Source organism: Microbacterium sp. LWH13-1.2 (assembly GCF_038397735.1).
Taxonomy (GTDB): Bacteria; Actinomycetota; Actinomycetes; order Actinomycetales; family Microbacteriaceae; genus Microbacterium.
In genome coordinates, this window is the sequence record NZ_CP151635.1 from 25,042 (window position 1) to 48,138 (window position 23,097).

At 68.2% G+C, this 23,097-nt stretch carries 21 protein-coding genes; 15 read left to right on the forward strand and 6 right to left on the reverse strand.

Annotated features, from left to right (window positions below; genetic code table 11):
* The gene (purF, locus tag MRBLWH13_RS00120; protein WP_056510395.1) at positions 1 to 1,473 is read left to right on the forward strand and encodes an amidophosphoribosyltransferase; all 1,473 of its coding nucleotides are present in this window, start codon (positions 1 to 3) and stop codon (positions 1,471 to 1,473) included.
* Positions 1,470 to 2,789, forward strand: coding sequence for an MFS transporter (locus tag MRBLWH13_RS00125; protein WP_341956338.1), 1,320 nt, complete (start codon positions 1,470 to 1,472; stop codon positions 2,787 to 2,789). The genes purF and MRBLWH13_RS00125 overlap by 4 nt, the downstream gene beginning before the upstream one ends.
* 62 nt (positions 2,790 to 2,851) lie before the next feature.
* Here the strand turns inward: MRBLWH13_RS00125 and MRBLWH13_RS00130 are convergent, their stop codons facing one another.
* Positions 2,852 to 3,673: an MOSC N-terminal beta barrel domain-containing protein gene (locus tag MRBLWH13_RS00130; RefSeq protein ID WP_341956339.1), complete on the reverse strand. Its 822-nt coding sequence runs from the start codon at positions 3,671 to 3,673 to the stop codon at positions 2,852 to 2,854.
* A gap of 133 nt (positions 3,674 to 3,806) precedes the next feature.
* The gene (locus MRBLWH13_RS00135) at positions 3,807 to 3,995 is read right to left on the reverse strand and encodes a DUF3073 domain-containing protein (protein WP_045254362.1); all 189 of its coding nucleotides are present in this window, start codon (positions 3,993 to 3,995) and stop codon (positions 3,807 to 3,809) included.
* A 149-nt stretch (positions 3,996 to 4,144) separates the two neighbouring features.
* On the opposite strand from MRBLWH13_RS00135, the gene MRBLWH13_RS00140 reads away from it, so the two are divergent.
* The gene (locus MRBLWH13_RS00140) at positions 4,145 to 4,687 is read left to right on the forward strand and encodes a universal stress protein (protein WP_341956340.1); all 543 of its coding nucleotides are present in this window, start codon (positions 4,145 to 4,147) and stop codon (positions 4,685 to 4,687) included.
* A gap of 194 nt (positions 4,688 to 4,881) precedes the next feature.
* On the opposite strand, the gene MRBLWH13_RS00145 is transcribed toward MRBLWH13_RS00140, so the two are convergent.
* The 3 genes from MRBLWH13_RS00145 to MRBLWH13_RS00155 all read right to left on the reverse strand — a co-directional run bounded on the left by MRBLWH13_RS00145 (position 4,882) and on the right by MRBLWH13_RS00155 (position 8,938).
* Positions 4,882 to 5,508 carry a PadR family transcriptional regulator gene (locus tag MRBLWH13_RS00145; protein WP_341956341.1) on the reverse strand — a complete coding sequence of 209 codons (627 nt, stop codon included), beginning with the start codon at positions 5,506 to 5,508 and terminating at the stop codon, positions 4,882 to 4,884.
* Entirely contained in the window at positions 5,505 to 6,344 is an 840-nt protein-coding gene (locus tag MRBLWH13_RS00150; protein WP_341956342.1) for a DUF4097 family beta strand repeat-containing protein, read from the reverse strand. Before MRBLWH13_RS00150 ends, MRBLWH13_RS00145 begins: the two co-directional genes overlap by 4 nt.
* A 107-nt stretch (positions 6,345 to 6,451) precedes the next feature.
* A complete protein-coding gene (locus MRBLWH13_RS00155) occupies positions 6,452 to 8,938 on the reverse strand; it encodes a glycogen/starch/alpha-glucan phosphorylase (RefSeq protein WP_341956343.1) in 2,487 nt (828 codons plus the stop codon).
* Between the two features lie 141 nt (positions 8,939 to 9,079).
* Here MRBLWH13_RS00155 and MRBLWH13_RS00160 point away from each other — a divergent pair, with 141 nt between their 5' ends.
* From MRBLWH13_RS00160 to MRBLWH13_RS00170, 3 genes are all read left to right on the forward strand, one after another.
* Positions 9,080 to 9,868 carry a MerR family transcriptional regulator gene (locus MRBLWH13_RS00160; RefSeq protein ID WP_341956344.1) on the forward strand — a complete coding sequence of 263 codons (789 nt, stop codon included), beginning with the start codon at positions 9,080 to 9,082 and terminating at the stop codon, positions 9,866 to 9,868.
* A 125-nt stretch (positions 9,869 to 9,993) separates the two neighbouring features.
* Positions 9,994 to 10,368, forward strand: coding sequence for a hypothetical protein (locus MRBLWH13_RS00165; RefSeq protein ID WP_341956345.1), 375 nt, complete (start codon positions 9,994 to 9,996; stop codon positions 10,366 to 10,368).
* 4 nt (positions 10,369 to 10,372) lie between these two features.
* Positions 10,373 to 11,197 (forward strand): nitroreductase family protein, encoded by an 825-nt coding sequence (locus MRBLWH13_RS00170; RefSeq protein ID WP_341956346.1) that lies wholly within the window; start codon positions 10,373 to 10,375, stop codon positions 11,195 to 11,197.
* A gap of 3 nt (positions 11,198 to 11,200) precedes the next feature.
* On the opposite strand, the gene MRBLWH13_RS00175 is transcribed toward MRBLWH13_RS00170, so the two are convergent.
* Positions 11,201 to 12,730 carry an FAD-dependent oxidoreductase gene (locus tag MRBLWH13_RS00175; protein ID WP_341956347.1) on the reverse strand — a complete coding sequence of 510 codons (1,530 nt, stop codon included), beginning with the start codon at positions 12,728 to 12,730 and terminating at the stop codon, positions 11,201 to 11,203.
* A gap of 86 nt (positions 12,731 to 12,816) precedes the next feature.
* Here MRBLWH13_RS00175 and MRBLWH13_RS00180 point away from each other — a divergent pair, with 86 nt between their 5' ends.
* From MRBLWH13_RS00180 to MRBLWH13_RS00220, 9 genes are all read left to right on the forward strand, one after another.
* Positions 12,817 to 13,206 (forward strand): CrcB family protein, encoded by a 390-nt coding sequence (locus MRBLWH13_RS00180; RefSeq protein WP_341956348.1) that lies wholly within the window; start codon positions 12,817 to 12,819, stop codon positions 13,204 to 13,206.
* The gene (locus tag MRBLWH13_RS00185) at positions 13,203 to 13,562 is read left to right on the forward strand and encodes a CrcB family protein (RefSeq protein WP_341956349.1); all 360 of its coding nucleotides are present in this window, start codon (positions 13,203 to 13,205) and stop codon (positions 13,560 to 13,562) included. The genes MRBLWH13_RS00180 and MRBLWH13_RS00185 overlap by 4 nt, the downstream gene beginning before the upstream one ends.
* A 171-nt stretch (positions 13,563 to 13,733) precedes the next feature.
* Positions 13,734 to 15,005: a sugar ABC transporter substrate-binding protein gene (locus MRBLWH13_RS00190; RefSeq protein ID WP_341956350.1), complete on the forward strand. Its 1,272-nt coding sequence runs from the start codon at positions 13,734 to 13,736 to the stop codon at positions 15,003 to 15,005.
* A 6-nt stretch (positions 15,006 to 15,011) separates the two neighbouring features.
* The gene (locus MRBLWH13_RS00195) at positions 15,012 to 15,971 is read left to right on the forward strand and encodes a sugar ABC transporter permease (protein WP_341956351.1); all 960 of its coding nucleotides are present in this window, start codon (positions 15,012 to 15,014) and stop codon (positions 15,969 to 15,971) included.
* The gene (locus MRBLWH13_RS00200; protein WP_341956352.1) at positions 15,964 to 16,857 is read left to right on the forward strand and encodes a carbohydrate ABC transporter permease; all 894 of its coding nucleotides are present in this window, start codon (positions 15,964 to 15,966) and stop codon (positions 16,855 to 16,857) included. The genes MRBLWH13_RS00195 and MRBLWH13_RS00200 overlap by 8 nt, the downstream gene beginning before the upstream one ends.
* Before the next feature lie 3 nt (positions 16,858 to 16,860).
* Positions 16,861 to 17,925, forward strand: coding sequence for a LacI family DNA-binding transcriptional regulator (locus MRBLWH13_RS00205; protein WP_341956353.1), 1,065 nt, complete (start codon positions 16,861 to 16,863; stop codon positions 17,923 to 17,925).
* Between the two features lie 45 nt (positions 17,926 to 17,970).
* On the forward strand, positions 17,971 to 19,140 hold the full coding sequence (locus MRBLWH13_RS00210) for a Gfo/Idh/MocA family oxidoreductase (RefSeq protein WP_341956354.1): 1,170 nt from the start codon (positions 17,971 to 17,973) through the stop codon (positions 19,138 to 19,140).
* A gap of 105 nt (positions 19,141 to 19,245) precedes the next feature.
* On the forward strand, positions 19,246 to 19,839 hold the full coding sequence (locus tag MRBLWH13_RS00215; protein ID WP_341956355.1) for a TetR family transcriptional regulator: 594 nt from the start codon (positions 19,246 to 19,248) through the stop codon (positions 19,837 to 19,839).
* 22 nt (positions 19,840 to 19,861) lie between these two features.
* Positions 19,862 to 23,083: an efflux RND transporter permease subunit gene (locus MRBLWH13_RS00220; RefSeq protein ID WP_341956356.1), complete on the forward strand. Its 3,222-nt coding sequence runs from the start codon at positions 19,862 to 19,864 to the stop codon at positions 23,081 to 23,083.
* Positions 23,084 to 23,097: the final 14 nt, after the last annotated feature.

A 23,097-nucleotide genomic window follows, 5' to 3' on the forward strand; every position in this document is an offset into this window, starting at 1 on the left:
ATGTGCGGCATCGTCGGAATGGTGGGCTCTGCCCCGGTCAATCAGGACATCTACGACGCACTCCTGCTGCTGCAGCACCGCGGCCAGGATGCGACGGGAATCGCCACCGCTGAGGCGAACGGCGTCATGCACAACGCCAAGGCGCAGGGTATGGTCCGCGAAGCGTTCCGCACCCGCGACATGCGCGGGCTCCTCGGGAACGTCGGGCTCGGTCATGTGCGCTACGCGACCAAGGGCACGGCCTCGAACGAAGAGGAGATGCAGCCGTTCTACGTGAACGCACCCTACGGCATCATCCTCATCCACAACGGCAACCTGACGAACACGCGCGAGCTCACGGCTGACATGGCCAAGCGCGACCGCCGTCATCTCAACTCCTCGAGCGACACCGAGCTGCTCCTCAACGTGCTCGCCGGAGAGCTCCAGAACACGACCTCGACTGTCGACCTCGACGCCGAGCGCATCTTCGAGGCCGTCGAGCGCACGCACGAGCGCATCGAGGGCGCGTACGCCGTCATCGCGGTGATCGCCGGATACGGTCTGCTCGCCTTCCGCGACCCGTTCGGCATCCGCCCCCTCATCCTCGGGCGTCGTCCCTCCACCGTCCCCGGCGCTGAGGGCCGCGACGAGTGGGTCGTGGCGAGTGAGTCCCTCGTGCTCGAGAACGCCGATTACGAGGTCGTCCGCGAGGTCGAGCCCGGTGAGGCGATCTTCATCACGAGCGAGGGTGAGCTGCACACCAAGCAGTGCGCCACCGAGACCACGCTCGCGCCCTGCGCGTTCGAGTACGTCTACCTCGCGCGTCCCGACTCGGTCATGAACGGCGTCTCGGTCTACGAGTCGCGCCTGCGCATGGGCGACCGCCTCGCCGACACCATCGCCAAGCACGTGCCGATGGACAAGATCGACGTCGTCATGCCGATCCCCGATTCGGCGCGCCCCGCTGCCATGGAGGTCGCCCGCAAGCTCGGCATCGAGTACCGCGAGGGCTTCTACAAGAACCGCTACGTCGGCCGCACCTTCATCATGCCGGGCCAGGCGGTGCGCAAGAAGAGCGTGCGACAGAAGCTCAACGCCATGTCGACCGAGTTCCAGGGCAAGAACGTGCTTCTGATCGACGACTCGATCGTCCGAGGCACGACCTCGAAGCAGATCATCCAGATGGCTCGGGATGCCGGCGCCACCTCGGTCACGTTCGCCTCGGCGGCGCCGCCCGTGCGGCACCCGCACGTGTACGGCATCAACATGCCGTCGCGTCATGAGCTCATCGCGCATGGCAGGACGATCCCCGAGATCGCCGAGGAACTGGGCTGCGACCATCTGGTCTATCAGGAGGTCGACGACCTCAAGGCGGCGATCATCGAGGGATCCGTGCTCAGCGATCTCGACATGAGCTGCTTCGACGGCCGGTACGTCACCGGAACCGTCTCGGACGAGTACCTGGCGTGGGTGGAGGGGTCGCAGACCTCGTGACCTCGCGTGCGCAGCCGCTCTGGCGCGGACGTGCGCTCGCGCTGATCGGCATCGTCCTGGTCGCGTTCTCGCTGCGATCCGCTGTCGCATCGCTGTCGCCGGTGATCGATCACATCGCCGAGGAGTTCACGGTGTCGTCGGTCGTGGTCGGATTGATCGGCGCCGCCCCGCCGGTGTGCTTCGCGGTGTTCGGCCTGCTCACCCCCATGTTCGAGCGTCGATTCGGGCTCGAACGCGTCGCGGTCGTCGCGATCGGTCTCATCGCGGCCGGGCTGCTGCTGCGAGGCCTCGCAGTCGATTCGACCTCGCTGCTCGCAGCGACCGCCGTGGTGTTCGCCGGCGTCGGTTCGGGCAACGTGCTGCTGCCGCCGTTGGTGAAGAAGTACTTCCCCGATCGGCTCGGGCTGATGATGACCGTGTACTCGACCACCATGGCGGTGTCGACCTTCGTGCCGCCACTGGTCGCGGTGCCGATCGCCGACTCGGCCGGATGGCGTGTGTCGCTGGGTCTGTGGGGCGTGTTCGCAGCGATCGCGCTGGTGCCGTGGGTGGCGATGCTTCTCGCTCATCGGACGGATGCCGTCGCCGCCGCGCCGACCGCATCGCGCACGCTCGAGTCCTCCGACGCCGCGGAGGCAGCAGACGAGTCCTTCGATGCGGCATCGATGGCGACGGGACCGATCGCCACGACCCCGGCGAACCCCCGAGTCTTCGGCCGGCTCTGGCGGCTGCCCATGGCCTGGTCGATCGCGCTGGTCTTCGCGTCCTCCTCGACCATCGCCTACGTGTCGTTCGCCTGGCTGCCCACGATCATGATCGATGTGGGTGGCGTGTCGCCCGCCAACGCCGGACTGCTGCTCTCGCTGTTCGGACTCATGGGTCTGCCGTGCTCGCTGCTGGTGCCGATCCTCATCGTGCGTTTCCAGGCAACACGTCCGGTCTTCTTCAGCGCGATCGCCGCCGGGCTCGTCGGCCTCTCGGGCATGCTGTTCTTCCCGACCGTGGGTATGCCGCTGTGGGTGGCGTTCTTCGGCCTCGCGGCCGCGCTGTTCCCGCTCGCGCTGGTGCTGCTGAGCATCCGTGCCCGCACTCCCGAGAGTGCTGTCGCGCTCAGCGGCTTCGTGCAGAGCATCGGCTACGCGGTGGCCGCGGTGTTCCCGCTGCTCATCGGACTGCTCCACGACGCGACCGACAGCTGGCTGATCCCGCTCTGGCTGCTCGTGGGCGTGCTGATCGCCGTGATCCCCGCGGGGTGGATCGCCGGTCGCCGACGCACGATCGAAGAGGACTGGGAACGCCGACACGGGCGCTGGTGAGCTCGCCGGACGGGTCGCGCAAGGAGCATCGCAGCGCCCGGTGACTTCAGCGGGGGATCACCTCAGTGAGCCGTGACCGCATCTCCGAGACGGATCGTGCCGCCCGCCCAGGGGGTCTGCCCGCCGTCTGATGCGGAGCCGGGGAGGAGCAGCCGCCCGAGGGTGGGCTCGGCCTGCGAGAACGCGGCGGTGAGGGTCGTCAGCACCTTGGCGTCTCGCACCCCGGTGTCGGGATTCGCGTGCGTCGCCAGGCACCGCACGATGGGGCCGGCCGCGTCGAACGAGACGTCCCCGACGGTCACCTCACCTGTCCAGTCGAGCTCCGACCACGCAGCGGCATCGTCGATGACGATGTTCGAGCGGAAGCGACGGTCATCGACATCCATGTCGAGAGCATCTCCCAGAGCGCTCACGCTGTCGCTGCTGTGCACGGAGACGTAGCCGCGCGGGCGATCCTGGAATCTCGAGGTCACGCCGTCTCCGAGCAGGACCAGAGGCAGCCGCCCGGGGCGACGGAGCCTGCGACCCTCAGCGCTCGCGAGGACGAAGTCCGTCACCGCATCCGCCAGCTGCGTGCGACCGTCGTCGTCGAGTCCCGCATCCACGAGGACGGACCCGTGATGTTCGATCCGCACGCGTCCGGCGCGGTCATCGAAGTGGGTGCGCAGCGCGGCGAGCGTCGGGAAGTCCTGAAGCGAGAGGCCCTTCGCCTTCGGCCAGTAGTCGAGGCCGTCGCGATCCTCCGGCGTCGTCGCGTCCGCGAAGCGGAACGCGAGGACTCTGTCGCCCGCGATCCGGCCGTCGGGCTGCACCGTGAGCTCGGCGACGGACTCGGCCGTGAAGCCCTTGATCGGATGCCGGTAGAGAGAGACGACGTGTGGCATGGGGCGATTCTCTCAGGTGCGAGATGCTGCACCGCGATCGACGACGCAGTCCGTGTCACGGTGTCCGGGATTCTGGACACGACGAAACCCCCGTGCGGTGCACGGGGGAGACGAGAGACGGACGAAAGGGCGGTCAGGCCTTTTCGAGTTCGTCCTCGTCTTCGTCTGCATATTCGTCGGCCCACTTGTCGACATATGCGTCTTCAGAGTCGCTCGGGTGCGCGAGTTCGCGCTCGAGCGCCGAGTAATTCACCGACGGACTGAACGACTTCAGTTCGCGGGCGATCTTGGTGTGTTTCGCCTTTTGACGGCCACGGCCCATGCCTGAGACCCCCTCACGAGTTAAGCTGCGGGCAACGACAGGCCCGAGTCATTCACGACACCGGCTGAGGGCCGGTAAGAGTAGCATTCAGAATAGCACGCGGCCAGACCGCACTGGCCCGTTGGCAGCTGGTGAAGGGAGCGATCCTCATGACCGACAACACCTCGACGCCCTCCGACGAGGCCGCGCAGAACGCGACACTGCAGAAAGCAGTGATCGTCGGAATGCAGCCGGGGCAGCCCGTGCGGGTGATCGAAGAGGCCGCACGGTTCGCGAGGCTCCTGCGCGTGCCGCTCGTGGTCGCCCACGTCGATGTCACGCGCTTCGTCACCTACGAAGATCCTGACGGCTACGTGCATTCGGCGCCCATCGACATCAACTTCGACGCCGGCACGGCAGAGTTCGAAGCCGTGCAGGTCGAAGCATCCGCCGCGCTCGACGGCACGGGCCTCACCTGGACGGCCCGTCAGCTGGTCGGTGACCCTGCGCTCGCCATCAAGGCGCTCGCGAACAAGCTCGACGCCCAGTTGATCGTGGTCGGCACGCGCAAGCGCGGCATCGGCGAGTCGATCCGCGAGTTCTTCACCGGGTCTGTCGCCGCCCGCCTGGCACACCGTCAGCACCGCTCGGTGCTGGTCGTCCCGCTGCAGGACCCTGTCCCCGACACGCAACCCGAGATCTGGACCGAGTAGGTCTCGGCATCCCTCGCTGAGCTCCGTTCGAGCGGAGGGCTGGCCGGCCCCCGCCCGGCTGGTCAGATCGGCCGGATGACACAGCCGAACGGGGCGACGCCAGCCGCCTGAGCGGCCGAAGCCCCTCTCGTCGTGTGACGGGAGGGGCTTCGAGTATCTCGGCAGATGTGAGCGGCCGAGCTGAACGGCTGAGGTCAGCGCCCGAGCGACGCCAGCGCGGTGGTGATGCCACGAGCGGCGGCATCCAGTCCGTCCTCCAGCTGCGTGACCACCGATGCCGGCAGCGTGCCGCCCTTCGCGATGTGCGTGCGCAGGTCGGTGCGCACCCGTGCACGGAAGGCGTTGATGACGGCATCCGCTCGGTGCATCTCCTCGCGCGTGATGATGCGCTCGTCGTCGCCCGCAGTGCGGGGGCGGGACTTGGAGGCCGCGCGGTCGTCCTTCTCGGCGGTGGCGAGATCGGCGCGGAGGCTCTTCATCGCTTCTTTGACGCTCTGACGCACCTCGTTGGCGATCAGGCGCACCGAATCGGTGAGCCCTGCCTCGATGCCCGCGAGATCGCCCTCGCGGGATGCGAGCTCTGTGCGTCCGGCGTCCGTGATCGCGTAGATCGTGGTGCGGCCGTCGACGGTCTTCGAGACGAGCCCCTCTTCCTCGAGCTTCGCGAGCCGGGGGTAGATCGTGCCGGCGCTCGGCGTGTACGTGCCACCGGTGCGGTCGGTCAGGGCCTGGATGATCCCGTATCCGTGCTGAGGAGCTTCGGCGAGCAACGACAGGAGGTACAGTCTCAGGTCGCCGTGGGAGAAGACTGCGGGACTCATGCTTCCCACTCCGCATCGTTCGTGATCGAGGCGGGGGTGCGGCGCAGAACGGTGACGCCGCCGGAGACGGAGTTGGCGCGCAGGTCGACGAAGCGTCCTGCGAGCTCGCCGGTGGAGCCCGTGTAGTTGCTGGGCCCGGAGGCGCTGCGCTCGATGCCGTCGATCAGCAGGCGCCCGCTCAGGGATCGCACGACGTAGTTGGCGGCGAGCGACTCGTCGAGGCGCACGGTGGTGCCGCCCGAGACCGAGTTGACGTTGATGGTGTTCACATCTCCCGCGGCATCGACGAGCGTGGAGCCCGAGACGATGTCGACGGTCGCGCGGCGGACGGTGCCGGTGACGGCCACGTCTCCCGAGACGCTGTTCGCGCTGATGGAACCGGTGAGACCGCGCACCTGCACGTCGCCCGAGACCGAGTTGACGGTGAGGTCGCCGATCAGGGTGTCGACGATGATGTCGCCCGAGACGGTGTTGAGGCGGGCATCGTTGCGGATGCCGGAGACCAGCGCGCCGGCGCTGACGACGCCGAGGTTGAGGGCGATCGAACGGGGGACCGCGACGCTGACCTCGGCCTTGGGGCCGCCTGAGCCGAAGTTGCGGAAGACCTCGAGGAAGTTGTCCCAGCCGAGCTGCGGGTGGTCGATCTCGACCTCGCCGTCGTTCGACTCGATGCGGAGGTCTTTGGTGGTGACGCCGTGGACCTCGATGCGGATGCCGGGTTCGTCGTGCGCGATGACGTCGACCTGGCCGCCGACCAGACCGATCTTCAGCCGGGTGACGTTCTCGATGTCGATCACGCGTTCTTCGCCCGGGGCGATGAGCCACTTCTCGGTCATGTCTGCTTCTCCTGTGTCGAGGGAACACGATATATCGTGTGTGGACAGAGTAACACGATATATCTCGACTTTGTCAAGAGGGCGGCCTCGACGCGGGTCACGCCGCCTCAGATGAGGGGCGGGGTGTGCCAGATACGGTCGATGTAGTCGCGGATCGAGCGGTCGGACGAGAAGAAGCCGGTCCGGGCGACGTTGAGGATCGCCGAGCGGGTCCAGGAATCCTGGTCGGCGTATGCGGCATCCACCCGATCCTGCGCGGTAATGTACGACGCGTAATCGGCGAGAACCATGAACCGGTCTTCGTAGAGGAGGTTCGAGACCACCGGCTCGAACACCGAGCGGTCGCCGCGCGAGAAGGCGCCCGATGCGATCAGATCGATCGCCCGGCGGAGGCCCTCGTCGGCCTGGTAGAACTCCTGCGGCCGGTAGCCACGGATGCTGAGCGCCTCGACCTCGGGCTCGCTCATGCCGAACAGATAGAAGTTGTCGTCGCCGACGAGTTCGCGGATCTCGACGTTCGCCCCGTCATCCGTGCCGATCGTGAGCGCGCCGTTCAGGGCGAACTTCATGTTGCCCGTGCCCGACGCCTCTTTGCCGGCGAGCGAGATCTGCTCCGACAGGTCGGCGGCGGGGATCACGCGCTCGGCGAGAGTGACGTTGTAGTTGGGCGGGAAGACGACCTTCAGCTTGCCCTCGAGGCGAGGGTCGGTGTTCACGACCTCGCCCACGGCATTGATGAGGTGGATGATGCGTTTCGCCATCGCGTAGCCCGGAGCTGCTTTCGCCCCGAAGATCGCGGTGCGAGGAATGACGTCCGACACGGCGATGCGCCCCGAGACCACGCCCTCGTAGGTCGTGACGACGTGCAGCACCTTCAGCAGTTGGCGCTTGTACTCGTGCAGGCGCTTGACCATGACATCGAGCATGTGGCCGTCGCCGATCTCGACGCCGTCGCGCTCGCGCAGCACCTCGCTGAGGCGGCGTTTGTTCGCCGCTTTGACCCCGGCGAACGCCGAGCGGAATTCGGCATCCTCGGCGAACGGCTCGAGCTCATGCAGCCGTTCGAGGTCGGTGGTCCAGCCTTCTCCGATCGCCGCGGTGATGAGCGACGAGAGCTCGGGGTTCGCGAGACGCAGGAACCGCCGAGGCGTGACGCCGTTCGTGACGTTCGTGAACTTGCCGGGGAAGAACGCGTCGAAGTCGTGGAGCACCTTGTCGCGGAGCAGCTGCGAGTGCAGCTCTGCGACGCCGTTGACCTTCGCGCCGGCGACCGTCGCGAGATACGCCATGCGCACCGAGCGGACCGGATGCTCGGCGATGATCGACATGTTGCGCACGAGCATCTCGTCGTCGCCGAAACGCTCGCGCACGGCCAGGAGGAATTCGTCGTTGATGCGGTAGATGATCTCGAGGTGGCGCGGCAGCAGTCTGCCCAGCAGCTCGACCGGCCAGACTTCCAGCGCCTCGGGAAGCAGCGTGTGGCACGTGTAGGCGAAGCACTGCTGAGTGATCGCCCACGCGGCATCCCACTCGAGGTGCTTCTCGTCGACGAGCACGCGCATGAACTCGGGCACCGCGATCACCGGGTGGGTGTCGTTGAGCTGGAAGATCACGCGTTCGGGGAGGTTCGAGAGATCGAAGCCGTCGGCGAGCATGTTGTCGAGGAAGTCGTGGATCGAGGCCGCGACGAAGAAGTACTGCTGCTGCAGCCGCAGCTCCTTGCCCTGCGGGGTGGAGTCCTCGGGGTAGAGCACCTTCGAGATGTTCTCGGCGAACGTCTGCGCTCGCACGGCCTCTTCGTAGTCGCCCGAGTTGAAGATGCGCAGATCGAAGGCGTTGGTGGCGACCGCGCTCCAGAGACGCAGCGTGTTGACCCGGCCGTTCCGGTACCCCGGGACCATGTAGTTGTACGGCACGGCCTGCACGTTCCACGCGGGCACCCAGCGGCTGCGGGTGATGCCCTCGTCGTCGTACTTCTCGGTGTGGCCGCCGAACGCGATGGTCTGCGCGTCTTCGGGGCGGGCGAACTCCCACGGGGAGCCGAGAGCGAGCCAGGCGTCCGGCTGCTCGACCTGCTGTCCGTCGACGAACGTCTGGCGGAAGATGCCGTATTCGTAGCGGATGCCGTAGCCGATGCTCGGCACGGCCATCGTGGCGAGCGAGTCGATGAAGCAGGCCGCGAGGCGCCCGAGTCCTCCGTTGCCGAGGCCGGGCTCGACCTCGTGGGCGCGCAGCTCGTCGAGGTCGATGCCACAGGAAGCGAGAGCCGCGCCAGCCACGTCGGTGAGGTCGGCCGCGAGCAGGTTGTTGTCGAGCTGACGGCCCAGCAGGTACTCGGCCGAGAGGTAGCAGACGCCCTTCGCCTGCACCTCCTTCTGGTGCCGCACATCTTCGAGCCAGCGCGCCATCAGGTAGTCGCGCACGGTGTGGGCGAGGGCGAGGTAGCGGTCATTGGCACTGGATGCCGACAGGGCGACGCCGCGCTCGAAGTTGAGGTTGTGCAGGAAGCGCTCCACGAACTCATCCGTGGTGCTCGGGGGAGCGATCACAGGAGCGAGGGCGAGCGGATGCAGGGAGGAGTGTGATTCGGGCACGTGACGACCGTAGCGAGCGCCGGGCCGATTCGTGTGACGGGCGGATGAAGAATATCGGTTGGGGTGATCGCTTGACCTTGACGCAGCGTCAACTTCTACCGTGGAGACATCGAGGAACGGATCCAACGGAAGGAGGACGCGATGACCGGTCGTGATTGGTCGATCCAGGAGATCGCCCGACTCGCGGGCACCACCAGCAGAACCCTGCGTCACTACGACGACGTCGGCCTGCTGCCGCCCTCGCGCATCGCGCACAACGGCTATCGCCACTACGACGAGGCCGCGCTCGTGCGTCTGCAGCGCATCCTGCTGCTGCGCGAGCTCGGACTCGGGCTGCCGCAGATCGCCGAGGTGCTGAGCCCGGTGACTCCGCGGCAGAGCGAGGAGTCCGCTCTCGAGACACACCTTGCGCTGCTGCGCGAGGAGCAGAACCGGCTGGCGCGGCAGATCGCGTCGGTCGAGAACACCATCAACGCATTGAAAGGAGGTGAAGAACTCATGGCAGAGAACATGTTCGACGGTTTCGACCACACCCAGTACAAGGACGAGGTTGAGCAGCGTTGGGGGCGCAAGACCTACGCCGACAGCGACCGCTGGTGGCGCGGGATGACCGACGCCGAACGCGCCGACTGGCAGCAGCGGGTGTCCGACCTCGGTCGCGACTGGATCGCCGCCGCCGAGAGCGGCATCGACCCGGCATCCGCCGAGGCTCAGGATGTGGCTCGTCGCCACGTCGAGTGGCTCACCGGCATCCCGGGAACCCCCGCCGCCGTGCCCGGCGGCGATGCCAAGGGATACGTGATCGGACTCGGTGAGATGTACGTCGCGGACCCGCGCTTCGGCGCGAACTACGCGACGTCGGCCGGCGGCACGCACGGTGCCGAGTTCGTCCGCGACGCGCTCCGCATCTACGCGGACGGCAACCTGTAGCCGGCTTCGCGGCGTCCGCCCCTTCGAGCGCACCCGACGGTGCTGCTCGAAGGGGTGCTTTGCACAGATCGAGACACCAGGGCAAGACCGAGATCGGATGCCGTGGCGGGGCGTATGGTCGGGACATGGCCCCCCGCCGCAGACGCACCGATGCCGCGCCGCTGTTCGCCGCAGCCGCCATCGCCTACAGCGCGAACGTCGCCCTCGGTTCGGCCGTCGCTGCGAAGGTCATCGATACGAGCAGCTTCCGCTGGCTGCACCACGCGATCTACATCGCCACGTGCGCCACCGCTGCGGCCGCGTTCTCGTCATTGCTCTGGGGCAGGCCGAAGCATGCGAGCCGCCGTGCCGCGCTGGCCCTCGCGCCGGCCGCCGCACCGCTCGCCGCCATCCCGTACCTCGGCACGCACAGCCGGCGGCATCCGCTGGTCGCGCTCGCCGCAGCCCCCTTCATCGTCGCGGGCCTCATCTGCTCGCGCCTCGCCACCGACCGGAAGTGAACGCATGGAACTGCTCGACGCCATCCGCCGCCGTAAGACCACGAACGGGCCGTTCCTGCCTGACCCGGTGTCGGAGGAGCATCAGCGCATCCTGCTCGAGGCGGCCGGCCGCGCACCCTCGCAGCTGAACAGCCAGCCGTGGCGGTTCGTGGTCATCGAGAACCGCGACACGATCGATCAGATCGCCCGTATCTCTGGCGACAGCATGACCGAGGCCATGTCGAACGGCACGTTCTTCGAGCGCTACAAGCCGTACTTCCGCTTCAGCCAGGCCGAGATGGAGGAGAAGCGCAGCGGGATGCTGTTCGACAAGCTTCCCGCGGCCCTTCGCCCGTTCACGAGCCAGGTGTTCACCAAGCGCGGTCAGAAGCTGATGAACACGTTCGGGGTGCCCAAGACCCTGGGCGAGGAGAACCACAAGCTCGTCGCCGGTTCACCGCTGCTGCTGGGTGTGATGCTCGACCGCAGCGAGTACCGGCCAGGCCAGCTGTCGTCGTTCTACTCGGTGTTCAGCATGGGCGCCGCGATGGAGAACGTCTGGCTCACCACGGTCGAGCTCGGCATGGGCATCCAGTTCATCTCGTTCCCGATGGAGGTCCCAGGGCGCTGGGACGAGATCGTGAAGCTGCTGCGGGTGCCCGACGACCTCGAGCTCATGGCCGTCTATCGCCTCGGCTACCTGCCGCCCGAGCAGCGGCGCCCGGCCATCGACTGGTCGAGCCACCAGCGCAAGCTCGCGTCGCAGTACGTGTTCCGCGAGAACTGCGACGAGCCCCAGCAGGGCTGGGACGCGCCGCCGCCGGGTGCGGGCGCCCCGCCGGCGAGCTGACCGTCAGCCCCCGCTCTTGCGGGGGAGGGCTTTCAGATCCTGCAGCGCCGGGCCCTCGATGCGAGTGCCGTCCGCTTCGAACCGAGAGGCGTGCAGTGGGCAGTCCCACGTGCACTCCGCGTCGTTCCACGCGAGCACGCCACCCAGGTGCGGGCAGACTGCCGAGACCGAGCGAGTGACCCCGTCGACGGTCGAGATGGCCACCGGGCGGCCACCGCGGTTCGCGACCACACCCTCGCCCTCCGCCGGTCTCGGCACAGGCACGGGTCGGCGCTCGGCCTCGACCCATCCGGTCGTCGCCGCGGCCGCCACCTTCGCGCCCTCGACGGCTCCTCGCGCGAGGTCGGCGGGGACCGTCAGCCTGGTCCCGATCTTGACCATCCACGACGGGCGGTCGTGCCAGTTGGCCCCGAGGATCTCGGCAGTCAGGCGCAGGGCGGCGGCCGGAGCGTTCGACAGCCCCCACTTCGCATAGCCCGACGCGAAGCGGATGACGCCGAGTCCGCGCGGCATCGCTCCGACGAACGGGATCTGGTTGTGCGACTCGTAGTCCTGCGCAGACCAGCGGTGGGTCTCCTCGGCGTCGGGGAAGTACTGTCTCGTCCACTCGACCAGGTCGTCGACCGCGGCGGCCTCGCTGTCGGAGCGCCCGACCGGATGCCCGTTGCCGCCCACGACGAGCCGCGCGTCGCCGCCGGGCCCGTCGGCGTCGGAGACCGGGCGGATCGAGCGGGTGGAGCCGTCGACCGAGATGAACGTCGACGTGGGGAGATCGCCGCTCACCCGGAACGAGACGCAGTACGAGCGGAAGGCGCGCATCTTGGTGAAGTACAGCCCGCGGTCGAGGATCGGATAGCCCGTCGCGATCACGATGTGCTCGGCGAACATGGGTCCGACCGGGGTCTCGACGTGCGGGTCGGGGAGGACGCGGGTGGCGGTGACCCTGACTCCGGTGTGCAGCGTCCCGCCCGCGGCGAGCAGCTCCTCCGCGAGCGCCTGCGTCACCAGCGCGGGGTCGATCGTCACCTGGTCGTCGAGCGCGACCGCACCGAAGACCGGGAACGCCATCGACGACAGCTCGTCGTTCGTGAGCATCCGGGTGGGGAGCCCCGCCTCTTTCGCGGCGTCATGCACCTCGCGCACCGCGTCCAGCCCGCTCGGGTCCTGCGCATAGGAGTGATCGGTGCGGCGTTCGTACGAGACGCCGGCGTGGTCGGCGAACGCGAGCAGCCACTCCATGCCCTCGCGATTGCCGTCGACGTAGGCGTGAACGAGCGAGGCGGGGTGGTGCGCGCGGATCTCGGCGAGGCGCTTGCCCTGCAGCAGCGACAGCTTGCCGGTGTTGCCACCGGTCGCGAGCTCGGCGACCTCTCCCGCTTCGATCACCGCGACGTCGAGACCCGCTCTGGTCAGCATGACGGCGGTGGTCAGGCCCGTGAGGCCCGCACCGACGATGACGACGTCGTGCCGCGCTCCCGGGTCGAACGGCGTGCCGGTGGGCGGGGTCCGGTCGAGCTTCCACAGTGGCTTCATGGCGTCAGTCTTCGCTTCGGCGCCGCTGCGTCACACCCGGTTGACAATCAGCGGATGCGTTGCAACGGCGCGGCTAGAGTTGTCGCGTGACTCTCCGCAGCCTCCTCCTCGTCTTCGCAGGAGGCAGCATCGGCACGGCGGCGCGGCTCGCGTTCGCACTCTGGATCCCGGATGCCGGGGGCTTCCCGGTCGCCACGCTCCTGGTCAATGTGCTCGGCGCGCTGCTGATCGGCATCCTCGCGGCTCGCCTACCACCGACCAACGGCCTGCGGGTGTTCCTCGGCACGGGTGTGCTCGGCGGTTTCACCACCTACAGCGCCTTCATGACGGGCACGGATGCGCTCTGGGCGGATGCTCCGCTGCTCGCGTTCTCGTATGCCGCGGGCAGTCTCGTGCTCGGCCTTGCCGCTGCGGCGCTCGGGCTGCGTCTCGGCCGCCCTCGTTCGATGCCACGTATCGAGGGAGCCCGCTCGTGACCCCGCTGCTGTTCCTCGGGGCCGCGCTCGCCGGAGGGGTGGGAGCCGTGCTGCGGTACCTCGTCGATCTCGGCGTCGCGAAGGTGGCCGGGCGACGCTTCCCCTGGGGCATCTTCGCTGTCAATCTCACCGGATCGTTCGCGCTGGGTGTCGTGACCGCGGCGCTGCCCGACCAGGCATTCCTCCTCGGCGCCGGTCTGCTGGGCGGTTATACGACCTTCAGCACCGCGATGCTCGACACGGTCGCGCTCTGGCGCGACGGCGAGCGCAGGGCATCCGCGTTCAACGCCGTCGGGATGCTGCTGCTCGGTCTGCTCGCGGCCGGCCTCGGGATCGCGCTCGGCTCGCTGCTCTGAGCACGCCGCTCTGACCTCGCCCCCGCGGTGACCTCGCCCCGCGGTGGAGATCCGTGCTTGCGCGCTCCACCTCGGTCGGGCTACTCTCGTGCTAATCGTTTAACTGCTAATCGTTTAACAACAAGATCTGGACGCAGCCACGATCCTTCGCACCCGTCAAAGGAGACACCGATGCCCCGCACCTCCCGTCGCGCCCTCGGCGCCCTCGCCGCCTCTGCGGCTGCCCTCCTCGCGCTCAGCGCCTGCTCGTCCCAGGCAGGGGGTGAGAGCTCGTCCGGTGGAGACGTCACCCTCAGCTACGCGATCTGGGACGAGAACCAGAAGCCCGCGATGGAGGACATCGCGGCGGCGTTCGAGAAGCAGAACCCGAACGTCACGATCGACATCCAGGTGACGCCCTACAAGGAGTACTTCACCAAGCTGCAGACCGCCGCCACCGGTGGATCCGCCGCAGACGTGTTCTGGATGAACGGCCCGAACTTCCCGCTGTACGCCTCGAACGGCCAGCTCGCCCCGCTCGACGACGCCGGCATCGATGCGGCCGACTACCCGCAGGGCCTCATCGACCTCTACACCTTCGACGGAAAGCTCTACGGGGCCCCGAAGGACTTCGACACGGTCGCCCTCTGGTACAACAAGGAACTCTTCGACGCGGCGGGTGTCGACTACCCGACCGCCGGCTGGACGTGGGACGACTTCACCGCGGCCGCCGCGGCGCTCACCGACCCCGCCACCGGGCAGTTCGGCGTCGCGGCGAGCCAGTACGGCCAGGAGAACTTCTACAACTCGATCGCGCAGGCAGGTGGCGAGGTCATCTCGGCCGACGGCACCGAGAGCGGCTACGGCTCGCCCGAGGCGCTCGCGGGCATCGAGCTGTGGACCGACCTGATCGAGGCGGGGTCGTCTCCGACCGCGCAGCAGATGACCGACACCAACCCCGAGGACTTCTTCCTCTCGGGCAAGGTCGCGATGTTCCAGAACGGCTCGTGGGCGGCCATCGCCTACGGGGACAACGCCGACATCGCCGACAAGGTCGACGTCGCGCCGCTCCCCGAGGGTCCGGAGGGCAATCAGAGCGTCATCCACGGTGTGGGCAACGTCGCCAACGCGAAGAGCTCTCATCCGGCCGAGGCCCAGGCGTTCGCCGCCTTCGCGAGCGGCGAGGAGGCGGCACGGATCCAGGCCGAGTCCGGCACCGTGATCCCCGCGTTCAACGGCACCCAGCAGGCGTGGGTCGACGCACTGCCGCAGTACGACCTGCAGGTCTACATCGACGCCCTCGACACCGCCGTGCCCTACCCGGTCTCGAAGAACACCTCGGCGTGGACGAGCATCGAGAGCGAGGTGCTCTCGCAGGTCTGGTCGGGCGCCGTCGCCCCGGCGGAGGGACTGAAGGACCTCGCCGAGCAGATGCAGACGGCGCTCGATGCCGAGCAGGAGTAACCGGACATGACAGCCGTCGCGTCACCCCCGCGTGCGCGGGCCGAGCGGATGCCGGAGGCCACGAGCCCCGGCATCCGCCGCCGCCGGCGCAACCCGGGCGCCTCCCCGTGGTGGGCTCTGGTGTTCATCGGGCCCACCGCTCTCGGCATCGCCGTCTTCTACCTGTGGCCGACCGTGCGCACGCTCATCATCTCGTTCACGAAGTCGGGGCCGTTCGGCGGCGCGGAATGGGTGGGGATCGAGAACTACGTCCGCCTGTTCCAGGACCCTGAGCTGATCGGGGCGCTGCGCAACACCGCCGTCTACACGATCATCGCCCTCATCGGCATCCCGCTGGCCGTCGGGATCGCCGCCCTGCTCAACACCGCAGGGCTCAAGGGGCGCAGCGCCTATCGGACGCTGTACTTCATCCCCGTCGTCACGATGCCCGCAGCGATCGCGCTGGTGTGGCGCATGATCTACAACGGCGACTACGGCGTGCTCAACGCCGCTCTCGGCTCTGTGGGCATCGAGGGCCGGAGCTGGCTCACCGATCCGAACACGGCGCTCGTGGCCATCGCGGTCGTGGGCATCTGGGCGGGCCTCGGCACCAACATCGTGATCTTCCTCGCGGGCCTCCAGGGCATCCCCGACACGATCATGGAGGCGGCCGACCTCGACGGTGCGGGCCCGGTGCGCAAGTTCTTCTCCATCACCATCCCGCTGCTGTCGCCGTCGATCTTCTTCGTCAGCGTCATCAGCGTGATCGGCGCGCTGCAGGTGTTCGACCTCATCTACATGATGCTCGGACGCAGCAATCCGGCCATGCCCAACACCCGCACGGTCGTCTACCTGTTCTACGAAGCGGGATTCCTCGACAACGACCGGGGCTACGCCGCCGCCGTCGCCTTCCTGCTGCTCGTGATCATCCTGGTGCTCACGGTCGTGCAGTTCCGTCTGCAGAAGAAGTGGGTGCACTATGAGTGAGGTCTCGCTCGACACGCGCGCCATCGTCGGCGCTCCGACCGGTCGCTCGGCCGCCCGTCCGGGAAAGCCTCGCAACAGGGGGCTCTGGATCGTCCACGTCGTGCTGCTCGTCGGCGCGATCCTCATGGTCTTCCCGTTCATCTGGCAGCTGCTGACGTCGTTCAAGACGCTGTCGGACTCGGTGCAGGTGCCGCCGAGCCTGCTGCCGCGCGAGTGGGTGTTCACGAACTTCGCCGAGGTCTTCGACTCGATGCCGTTCGCGCAGATGTTCGCCAACTCGGTGCTGCTCACGGTCGGCCGCACGGTCGGACAGGTCGTGCTGTGCACGATGGCCGGCTACGCCTTCGCCCGCATCCCTTTCCCCGGTCGCAACGCGCTGTTCGTGGTGTTCCTGTCGGTGCTCATGGTGCCCTCGCAGCTGTACCTGCTGCCGCAGTACGAGATCATCCAGTCGCTCGGGTGGCTGAACACCCTGCAGGCGCTGATCGTGCCCGGGATCTTCAGCGCATTCGGCACCTTCCTGATGCGCCAGTTCTTCATGTCGATGCCGGCGGAGCTCGAGGAGGCGGCACGCATCGACGGGGCGAATCCGTGGCAGACCTTCTGGCGGATCATGGTTCCGCTCGCGAAGCCTGGCATCATCGCTCTCGTGGTGTTCACTGTGCTGTGGTCCTGGAACGATCTGCTCTGGCCGTTGATCGTGACGACCGACCCCGCCAAGATGCCGCTGTCCGTCGGGCTCTCGCAGCTCGTCGGCATCCACGGCACCGACTACCCGGTGCTGATGGCAGGAGCGCTGCTCGCGACCCTGCCGATGCTGGTGACCTTCATGATCCTGCAGCGGCAGTTCATCCAGGGCATCGCCTTCAGCGGATCGAAGGGCTGACCGATGGCAGAGCGCAGGCAGCAGTCGACGACCTCACGGCGTCCGACTCTCAGGATGGTCGCAGAGCGTGCGGGCGTCTCGACCGCCACGGTGTCGTACGTGTTCTCCGGACGCTCGGGCGCGGCATCGGGGGCGGGCGTCGCCGAGGCCACGGCGGCGAAGGTGCTCGCAGCGGCCGACGAGCTCAACTACCGGCCCAACATCGCGGCGCGGACGATCCGCACCGGGCGCAGCGGCATGGTGCAGCTCTCGCTGCACATGCTCAGCGACCCGTGGTCGCTCGCGGTGGCCGATGCCGTGAACGTCGAGGCGAACAGGCACGGCCTCACGACGCTCATCCTCGCCGACGGGGACTGGCATGCGGCTCTCGACCGGGTCGAGAGCGATGTCGCGTACCTCGACGGCGTGGGGATCGACGAGGATGCCGAGCGCAAGCTCGCCGACCTCGTGCAGCGCGGGCAGCGGCTCGTCGTGTTCTCAGAGCACCTCGAACCCGCGGGCTTCGACGTCGTGCGCTCGGATGCGATCCCGGGGTGCGAGCTCGCGATGGAACACCTGCTCGAGCGCCACACGGCGATCGGGTGCCTTGCCGCGGAGGGCGCCGTGCGCCTCGCGCCGACGCAGGTCACCCGATACACGCCCTACCTCGAGAAGATGGCGGCTGCCGGACTCGAGGTCGATCCCGAGTGGACGGTGACCTACACCGAGGGGCAGGCGAGCGCCTTCGCCGCGGCGGTGCGGCTGCTCTCGCACGACGATCGACCGGATGCGATCTACGCGACGACCGACTTCGCGGCCATCGCGGCCATCAATGCGGCGCACATGCTCGGGCTGCGCGTGCCTCACGACGTCGCGGTGATCGGAGTGGGCAACACCCCCGACGCGCAGCTCATCGCACCCACCCTGACCACGGTCGGACCGACCGACTTCTACGACCGGCAGGCGCGCATCATCATCGACCGCGCGCTCGCGGCGGACGACGCACCCACGCGGCTGCACGAGTTCGCGTGGTCGCTGTTCCCCGGGGCGTCGACGGACCTCGACGCACCCACCGCTCTCGCGCGCTGACGCAGGCGTCCGCGCACATACGACTCGACTCTCAGAAGGACCACCGTGGATCTCACCATCGGAATCATCGGCTTCGGCGCGCGCGCCACACTGCGCGAGGAGGTGCACCGCCCCGGTCAGGGGTCGCGCATCACCGCGATCTGCGACCCGTCGGAGCGTGCGCGTGTCGACGCCCGGCGTCTGCTTCCCGAGGCGCTCGTCACCGACTCGCTCGACGAGCTGCTCTCCTCAGGAGTCGACGCCGTCATGGTGCTGACGCCCGACGACACTCACGCAGCTCTCAGCATCCGCGCCCTCGAGGCGGGTGTCGCGGTGTTCTGCGAGAAGCCCCTCGCCATCGACCTCGCCGACGCCGACGCGATGCTCGAGACGGCGCGGCGCACCGGCAGCCGGCTCTACATCGGTCACAACATGCGCCACATGCCGGTGATCACCCTGATGCGTCAGCTCATCCAGGATGGGCGGATCGGAGACGTCAAGGCCGTGTGGGTGCGCCACTTCGTCGGACACGGAGGCGACTACTACTTCAAGGACTGGCACGCCGACCGCCGCCGCACGACGGGGCTGCTCCTGCAGAAGGGCGCGCACGACATCGACATCATCCACTGGCTCGCGGGCGCCTATACCGAGCAGGTCGCCGCCATGGGCGAGCTCAGCGTCTACGGCGACATCACCGATCGCCGCGATCGCACCGGAGAGCGGATGCCCGACTGGTTCAGCGTCGACAACTGGCCGCCCGCATCGCTCACGGGCCTGAACCCGGTGATCGACGTCGAGGACATCTCGATGGTCAACATGCGCCTGTCGGGGGGCATCCTCGCCTCGTACCAGCAGTGCCATTTCACGCCCGACTACTGGCGCAACTACACCGTGATCGGCACCGAGGGGCGCATCGAGAACGTCGGCGACACCGCCGGCAGCGAGGTCAGGCTGTGGAACCGGCGTCACCGAGGCGCCGCAGACGCCGACGAGACGTTCGTCGTGCCCGCGGCGGAGGGCGCGGGGCACGACGGCGCCGATGCGCTTCTCGTCGCGGAGTTCCTGCGGTTCGTGCGCGACGGAGGGGTCACCGAGACGTCGCCCGTGGCCGCTCGCGAGGCGGTGGCCGCCGGCATCCTCGCGACGGAGTCGCTGCGCGCGGACGGCTCGGCGATCACGATCCCCCCGCTGGATGCCGACCTCGTCGCGTACTTCGAGCGCGGCCAGGTCGAGTAGACCGGATGCTTCCCGCTTCTGCCGGGCAAATCTCCAGGTTCTCGCGGCAGAATGTACAAACGTACATGTACGTGCGTACAGGCATGACAGCGCAGGGGGATCCGCATGAGCGAGGGCACACGCCGCCGCCGTGACCCTGAGGCGCGCCGTCTGGAGATCGTCACCGCCGCCGCAGAGCTCATCATCGAGATCGGCGTCGACGCCCTCACCCACCGCAAGGTCGCCGCCCGCGCGGGTGTGCCGCTCGGTGCGACCACGCAGTACTTCGCCACGCTCGACGACCTGCGCGAAGCCGCCATCGGCGCGCTCGCCGCCGAGATCGAGGCCCGCATCGACGAGACCCGCCGTGCGGTGGTGGTCGAGGGCGTCACGCCCGCCGGCCTCGCGAGACTGGTGCATCAGGGCCTCACGGATGCGCGGGCTATCCAGGCCGACCGTGCCGTCGTCACCGCCGCCGTGCACGACCCGCGTGTGCGGGCGTTCGCTAGGCAGTGGTCCGACGAGGTCGTGGGATTCATCGCACCCGTTCACGGACCCGACCGCGCCAGGGCCGCCGCCGTCTTCATCGACGGCGTACTCTGGCACTCTCAGATCCACGACGAGCCGCTCGACGAAGAGCTCATCCGCGACGCCCTCGCCGGGATCCTCACTCCTTCTCCGGCGTCCCCCTCCGCATCCGCTGCCGCAGCATCCGCCTGATCCGATCGAGAGAGAATCCGCCTTGTCGAACCTCGCCGTCCTGAGTCTCAAGAACCGCGCACTGATCGCACTGATCACGATCGTCGCGGCCGTGTTCGGCGGACTCGCTCTGACGAACCTCAAGCAGGAGCTCATCCCCTCGCTCGAGCTGCCCAACCTGATGGTCATGACGACGTACCCCGGTGCGTCGCCCGAGGTCGTCGAGAACGACGTCTCGACGCCGATCGAGTCGGCGATCCAGGGCGTCCCCGGACTCGAAGGAACCACCGCGACCAGCACGACCAACGCGTCGATCGTGCAGGCGACCTTCGCCTACGGCACGAACCTCGCGACCGCGGAGCAGAAGATCCAGCAGGCGATCAACCGCATCTCGGGTCAGCTGCCCGCCGACCTGAGCCCGCAGGTGCTCGCGGTGTCGATCGACGACTTCCCCGTGATCCAGGTCGCGGTGACCGGCTTCGACGACGCCGAGAACGCGCAGGCCCAACTCACGAGCGTGGCGATCCCCGAGCTCGAGGACGTCGACGGCGTCAACGCCGCGCAGCTCATCGGAGGGGTCGGCCAGCGCATCACGATCACGCCGGATGTGGCCAAGCTCGCCGCGGTGGGGGAGAGCACGCAGGCGATCAGCACGGCGCTGGAGCAGAACGGCACGCTGTTCCCCGGCGGCGACATCACCGAAGACGGTCAGACCCTGACGGTGCAGACCGGCGCGAAGATCACTTCCGTCGAGGAGATCGCAGCCCTTCCGCTGGTCGGCACGACCGCCAAGGTCGGCGACGTCGCGACGGTCGTGCAGGAGACCGACCCGATCTCGTCGATCTCGCGCGTCGACGGCGAGGACGCCCTCTCGATCTCGATCACCAAGCTGCCCGCCGCGAACACGGTCGAGGTGTCTCAGGGGGTCATCGCCGCGCTCGACACGATCGAAGAGGCCTTCCCCGACGCGAAGTTCACGATCATCTTCGACCAGGCGCCCTTCATCCAGCAGTCGATCGAGACGCTCGCGACCGAGGGGTTGCTCGGGCTCGTCTTCGCCGTGGTCGTCATCCTCGTCTTCCTGCTGTCGATCCGCTCGACGCTCGTCACGGCGATCTCGATCCCGACCAGCGTCCTGATCACCTTCATCGGGCTGCAGGCGTTCGGCTACTCGCTCAACATCCTCACCCTCGGCGCGCTCACGATCGCGATCGGACGAGTGGTCGACGACTCGATCGTCGTGATCGAGAACATCAAGAGGCACTACGTCGGCGATGCCGACAAGGGCGATGCCATCCGGCTCGCCGTGCGCGAGGTGGCGATGGCGGTGACGTCGTCGACCATCACGACGGTCGCGGTGTTCCTGCCGATCGTGTTCGTCGGAGACATGGTCGGAGAGCTGTTCCGGCCGTTCGCGATGACCGTGTCGATCGCGATGGTGGCCTCGCTGCTCGTGTCGCTGACGATCGTCCCGGTGCTCGCGTACTGGTTCCTGCGCCCGGGCAAGCCGCTGCTCGACGAGAGCGGCGTGCAGATCGACCCCGAGCACCCGGATGCTCCGCCCACGCGCCTCCAGAGCGCCTACCGCCCGATCCTCGGGTGGACCCTGAAGCACTCCGGTCTCACCGTGATCCTCGCGGTCGTGGTGCTCGGAGCCACACTCGCCGCGGCTCCGCTGATGAAGGTCAACTTCCTCAGCGACTCGGGTCAGAACACCATGACCGTCACGCAGGACCTCGGTCCGACCGCGAGCCTCGAGACCAAGTCGGAGGCGGCCGTCGCCGTCGAGGACGCACTGCTCGAGATCGACGGCGTCACCACCGTGCAGGCCTCGATCGGCTCGAGCGGATCAGCTCTGCGCGACGCGTTCTCGGGCGGCGCCGGCGTGACCTATTCGGTGCTCACCGATGCGGACGCCGACCAGGAGAAGCTCCGCACCGCGGTGCAGGATGCGATCGAGGACCTCACCGACGTCGGCGAGGTGTCGGTCGCCGCATCCGCCGGTCTCGGCTCCAGCGACATCGAGATCTCGGTCACCGCGTCGAACGCCGACGACCTGCAGACCGCCACCACCGCCGTGGTCGACGAGCTCGAAGGACGCGACGGCATCGGCAAGGTCACCGACAACCTCGCGGCCGCGCTGCCGTACCTCGCCGTGGTCGTCGACCGCGACGCCGCAGCCGCGCGTGGGCTGTCCGAGGTCGCCGTCGGCGCGCTCGTGTCGAACACGATGCGCCCCCAGCAGGTGGGCACGGTCGAGATCGACGACACCGCGCTGACGATCTACCTTGCAGCAGCCGAGCCGCCGACCACCGCGCAGGCGCTGCGCGAGCTCACGATCCCCAGTGCCCTCGGCGTCGTGCAGCTGCAGGACATCGCGACGGTCGAGGAACGCAACGGCCCGACCTCGATCACCACCGAGCAGGGACGCCGCACCGCGACGATCACCGTGCCCCCGGCATCCGACAACCTCGCCGTGGCGACGCAGTCGGTCACCGAGGCGCTCGCCGCCGTCGACCTGCCCGACGGTGCATCAGCCGAGGTCGGCGGCGTCGCGACGCAGCAGGCCGACTCGTTCTCACAGCTCGGTCTCGCGATGCTCGCCGCGATCCTGATCGTCTACGTCGTGATGGTGGCGACGTTCAAGTCGCTGCGCCAGCCGCTGCTGCTGCTCGTGTCGGTGCCGTTCGCGGCGACCGGTGCGATCCTGCTGCAGATCGTCACGGGCGTGCCGCTGGGCGTCGCCTCGCTGATCGGTGTGCTGATGCTGATCGGCATCGTGGTAACGAACGCGATCGTGCTCATCGACCTGGTGAACCAGTATCGCGAGAAGGGGCTGTCGACTCTCGACGCGGTCAAGGCCGGTGGAGAGAAGCGTCTGCGCCCCATCCTCATGACGGCGCTCGCGACGATCTTCGCGCTCACCCCGATGGCACTGGGCATCACCGGGCATGGCGGGTTCATCTCGCAGCCGCTCGCGATCGTCGTGATCGGCGGGCTCATCTCGTCGACCGTGCTGACGCTCATCGTGCTGCCGACGCTCTACAACCTCGTCGAAGGTGCGAAGGAGCGGCGTCGGGCCCGCAAGGCGGGATCCGGCGACGACGGGTCTGCGCCGGTCGACGGCGACGAGCCGTCCGACGGCCCGGCGCCTGCGGGTGATCTGGCGCTGGCCGGTGGAGGTGCCGGTGCCGGTGCCGGTGGGTCTGGTCTGCCGCACGCGCCGCAGCTGACCCGTCGGGAGCTCCGCGAGCGCGGAGACTGACCGCCGCCGCGTTC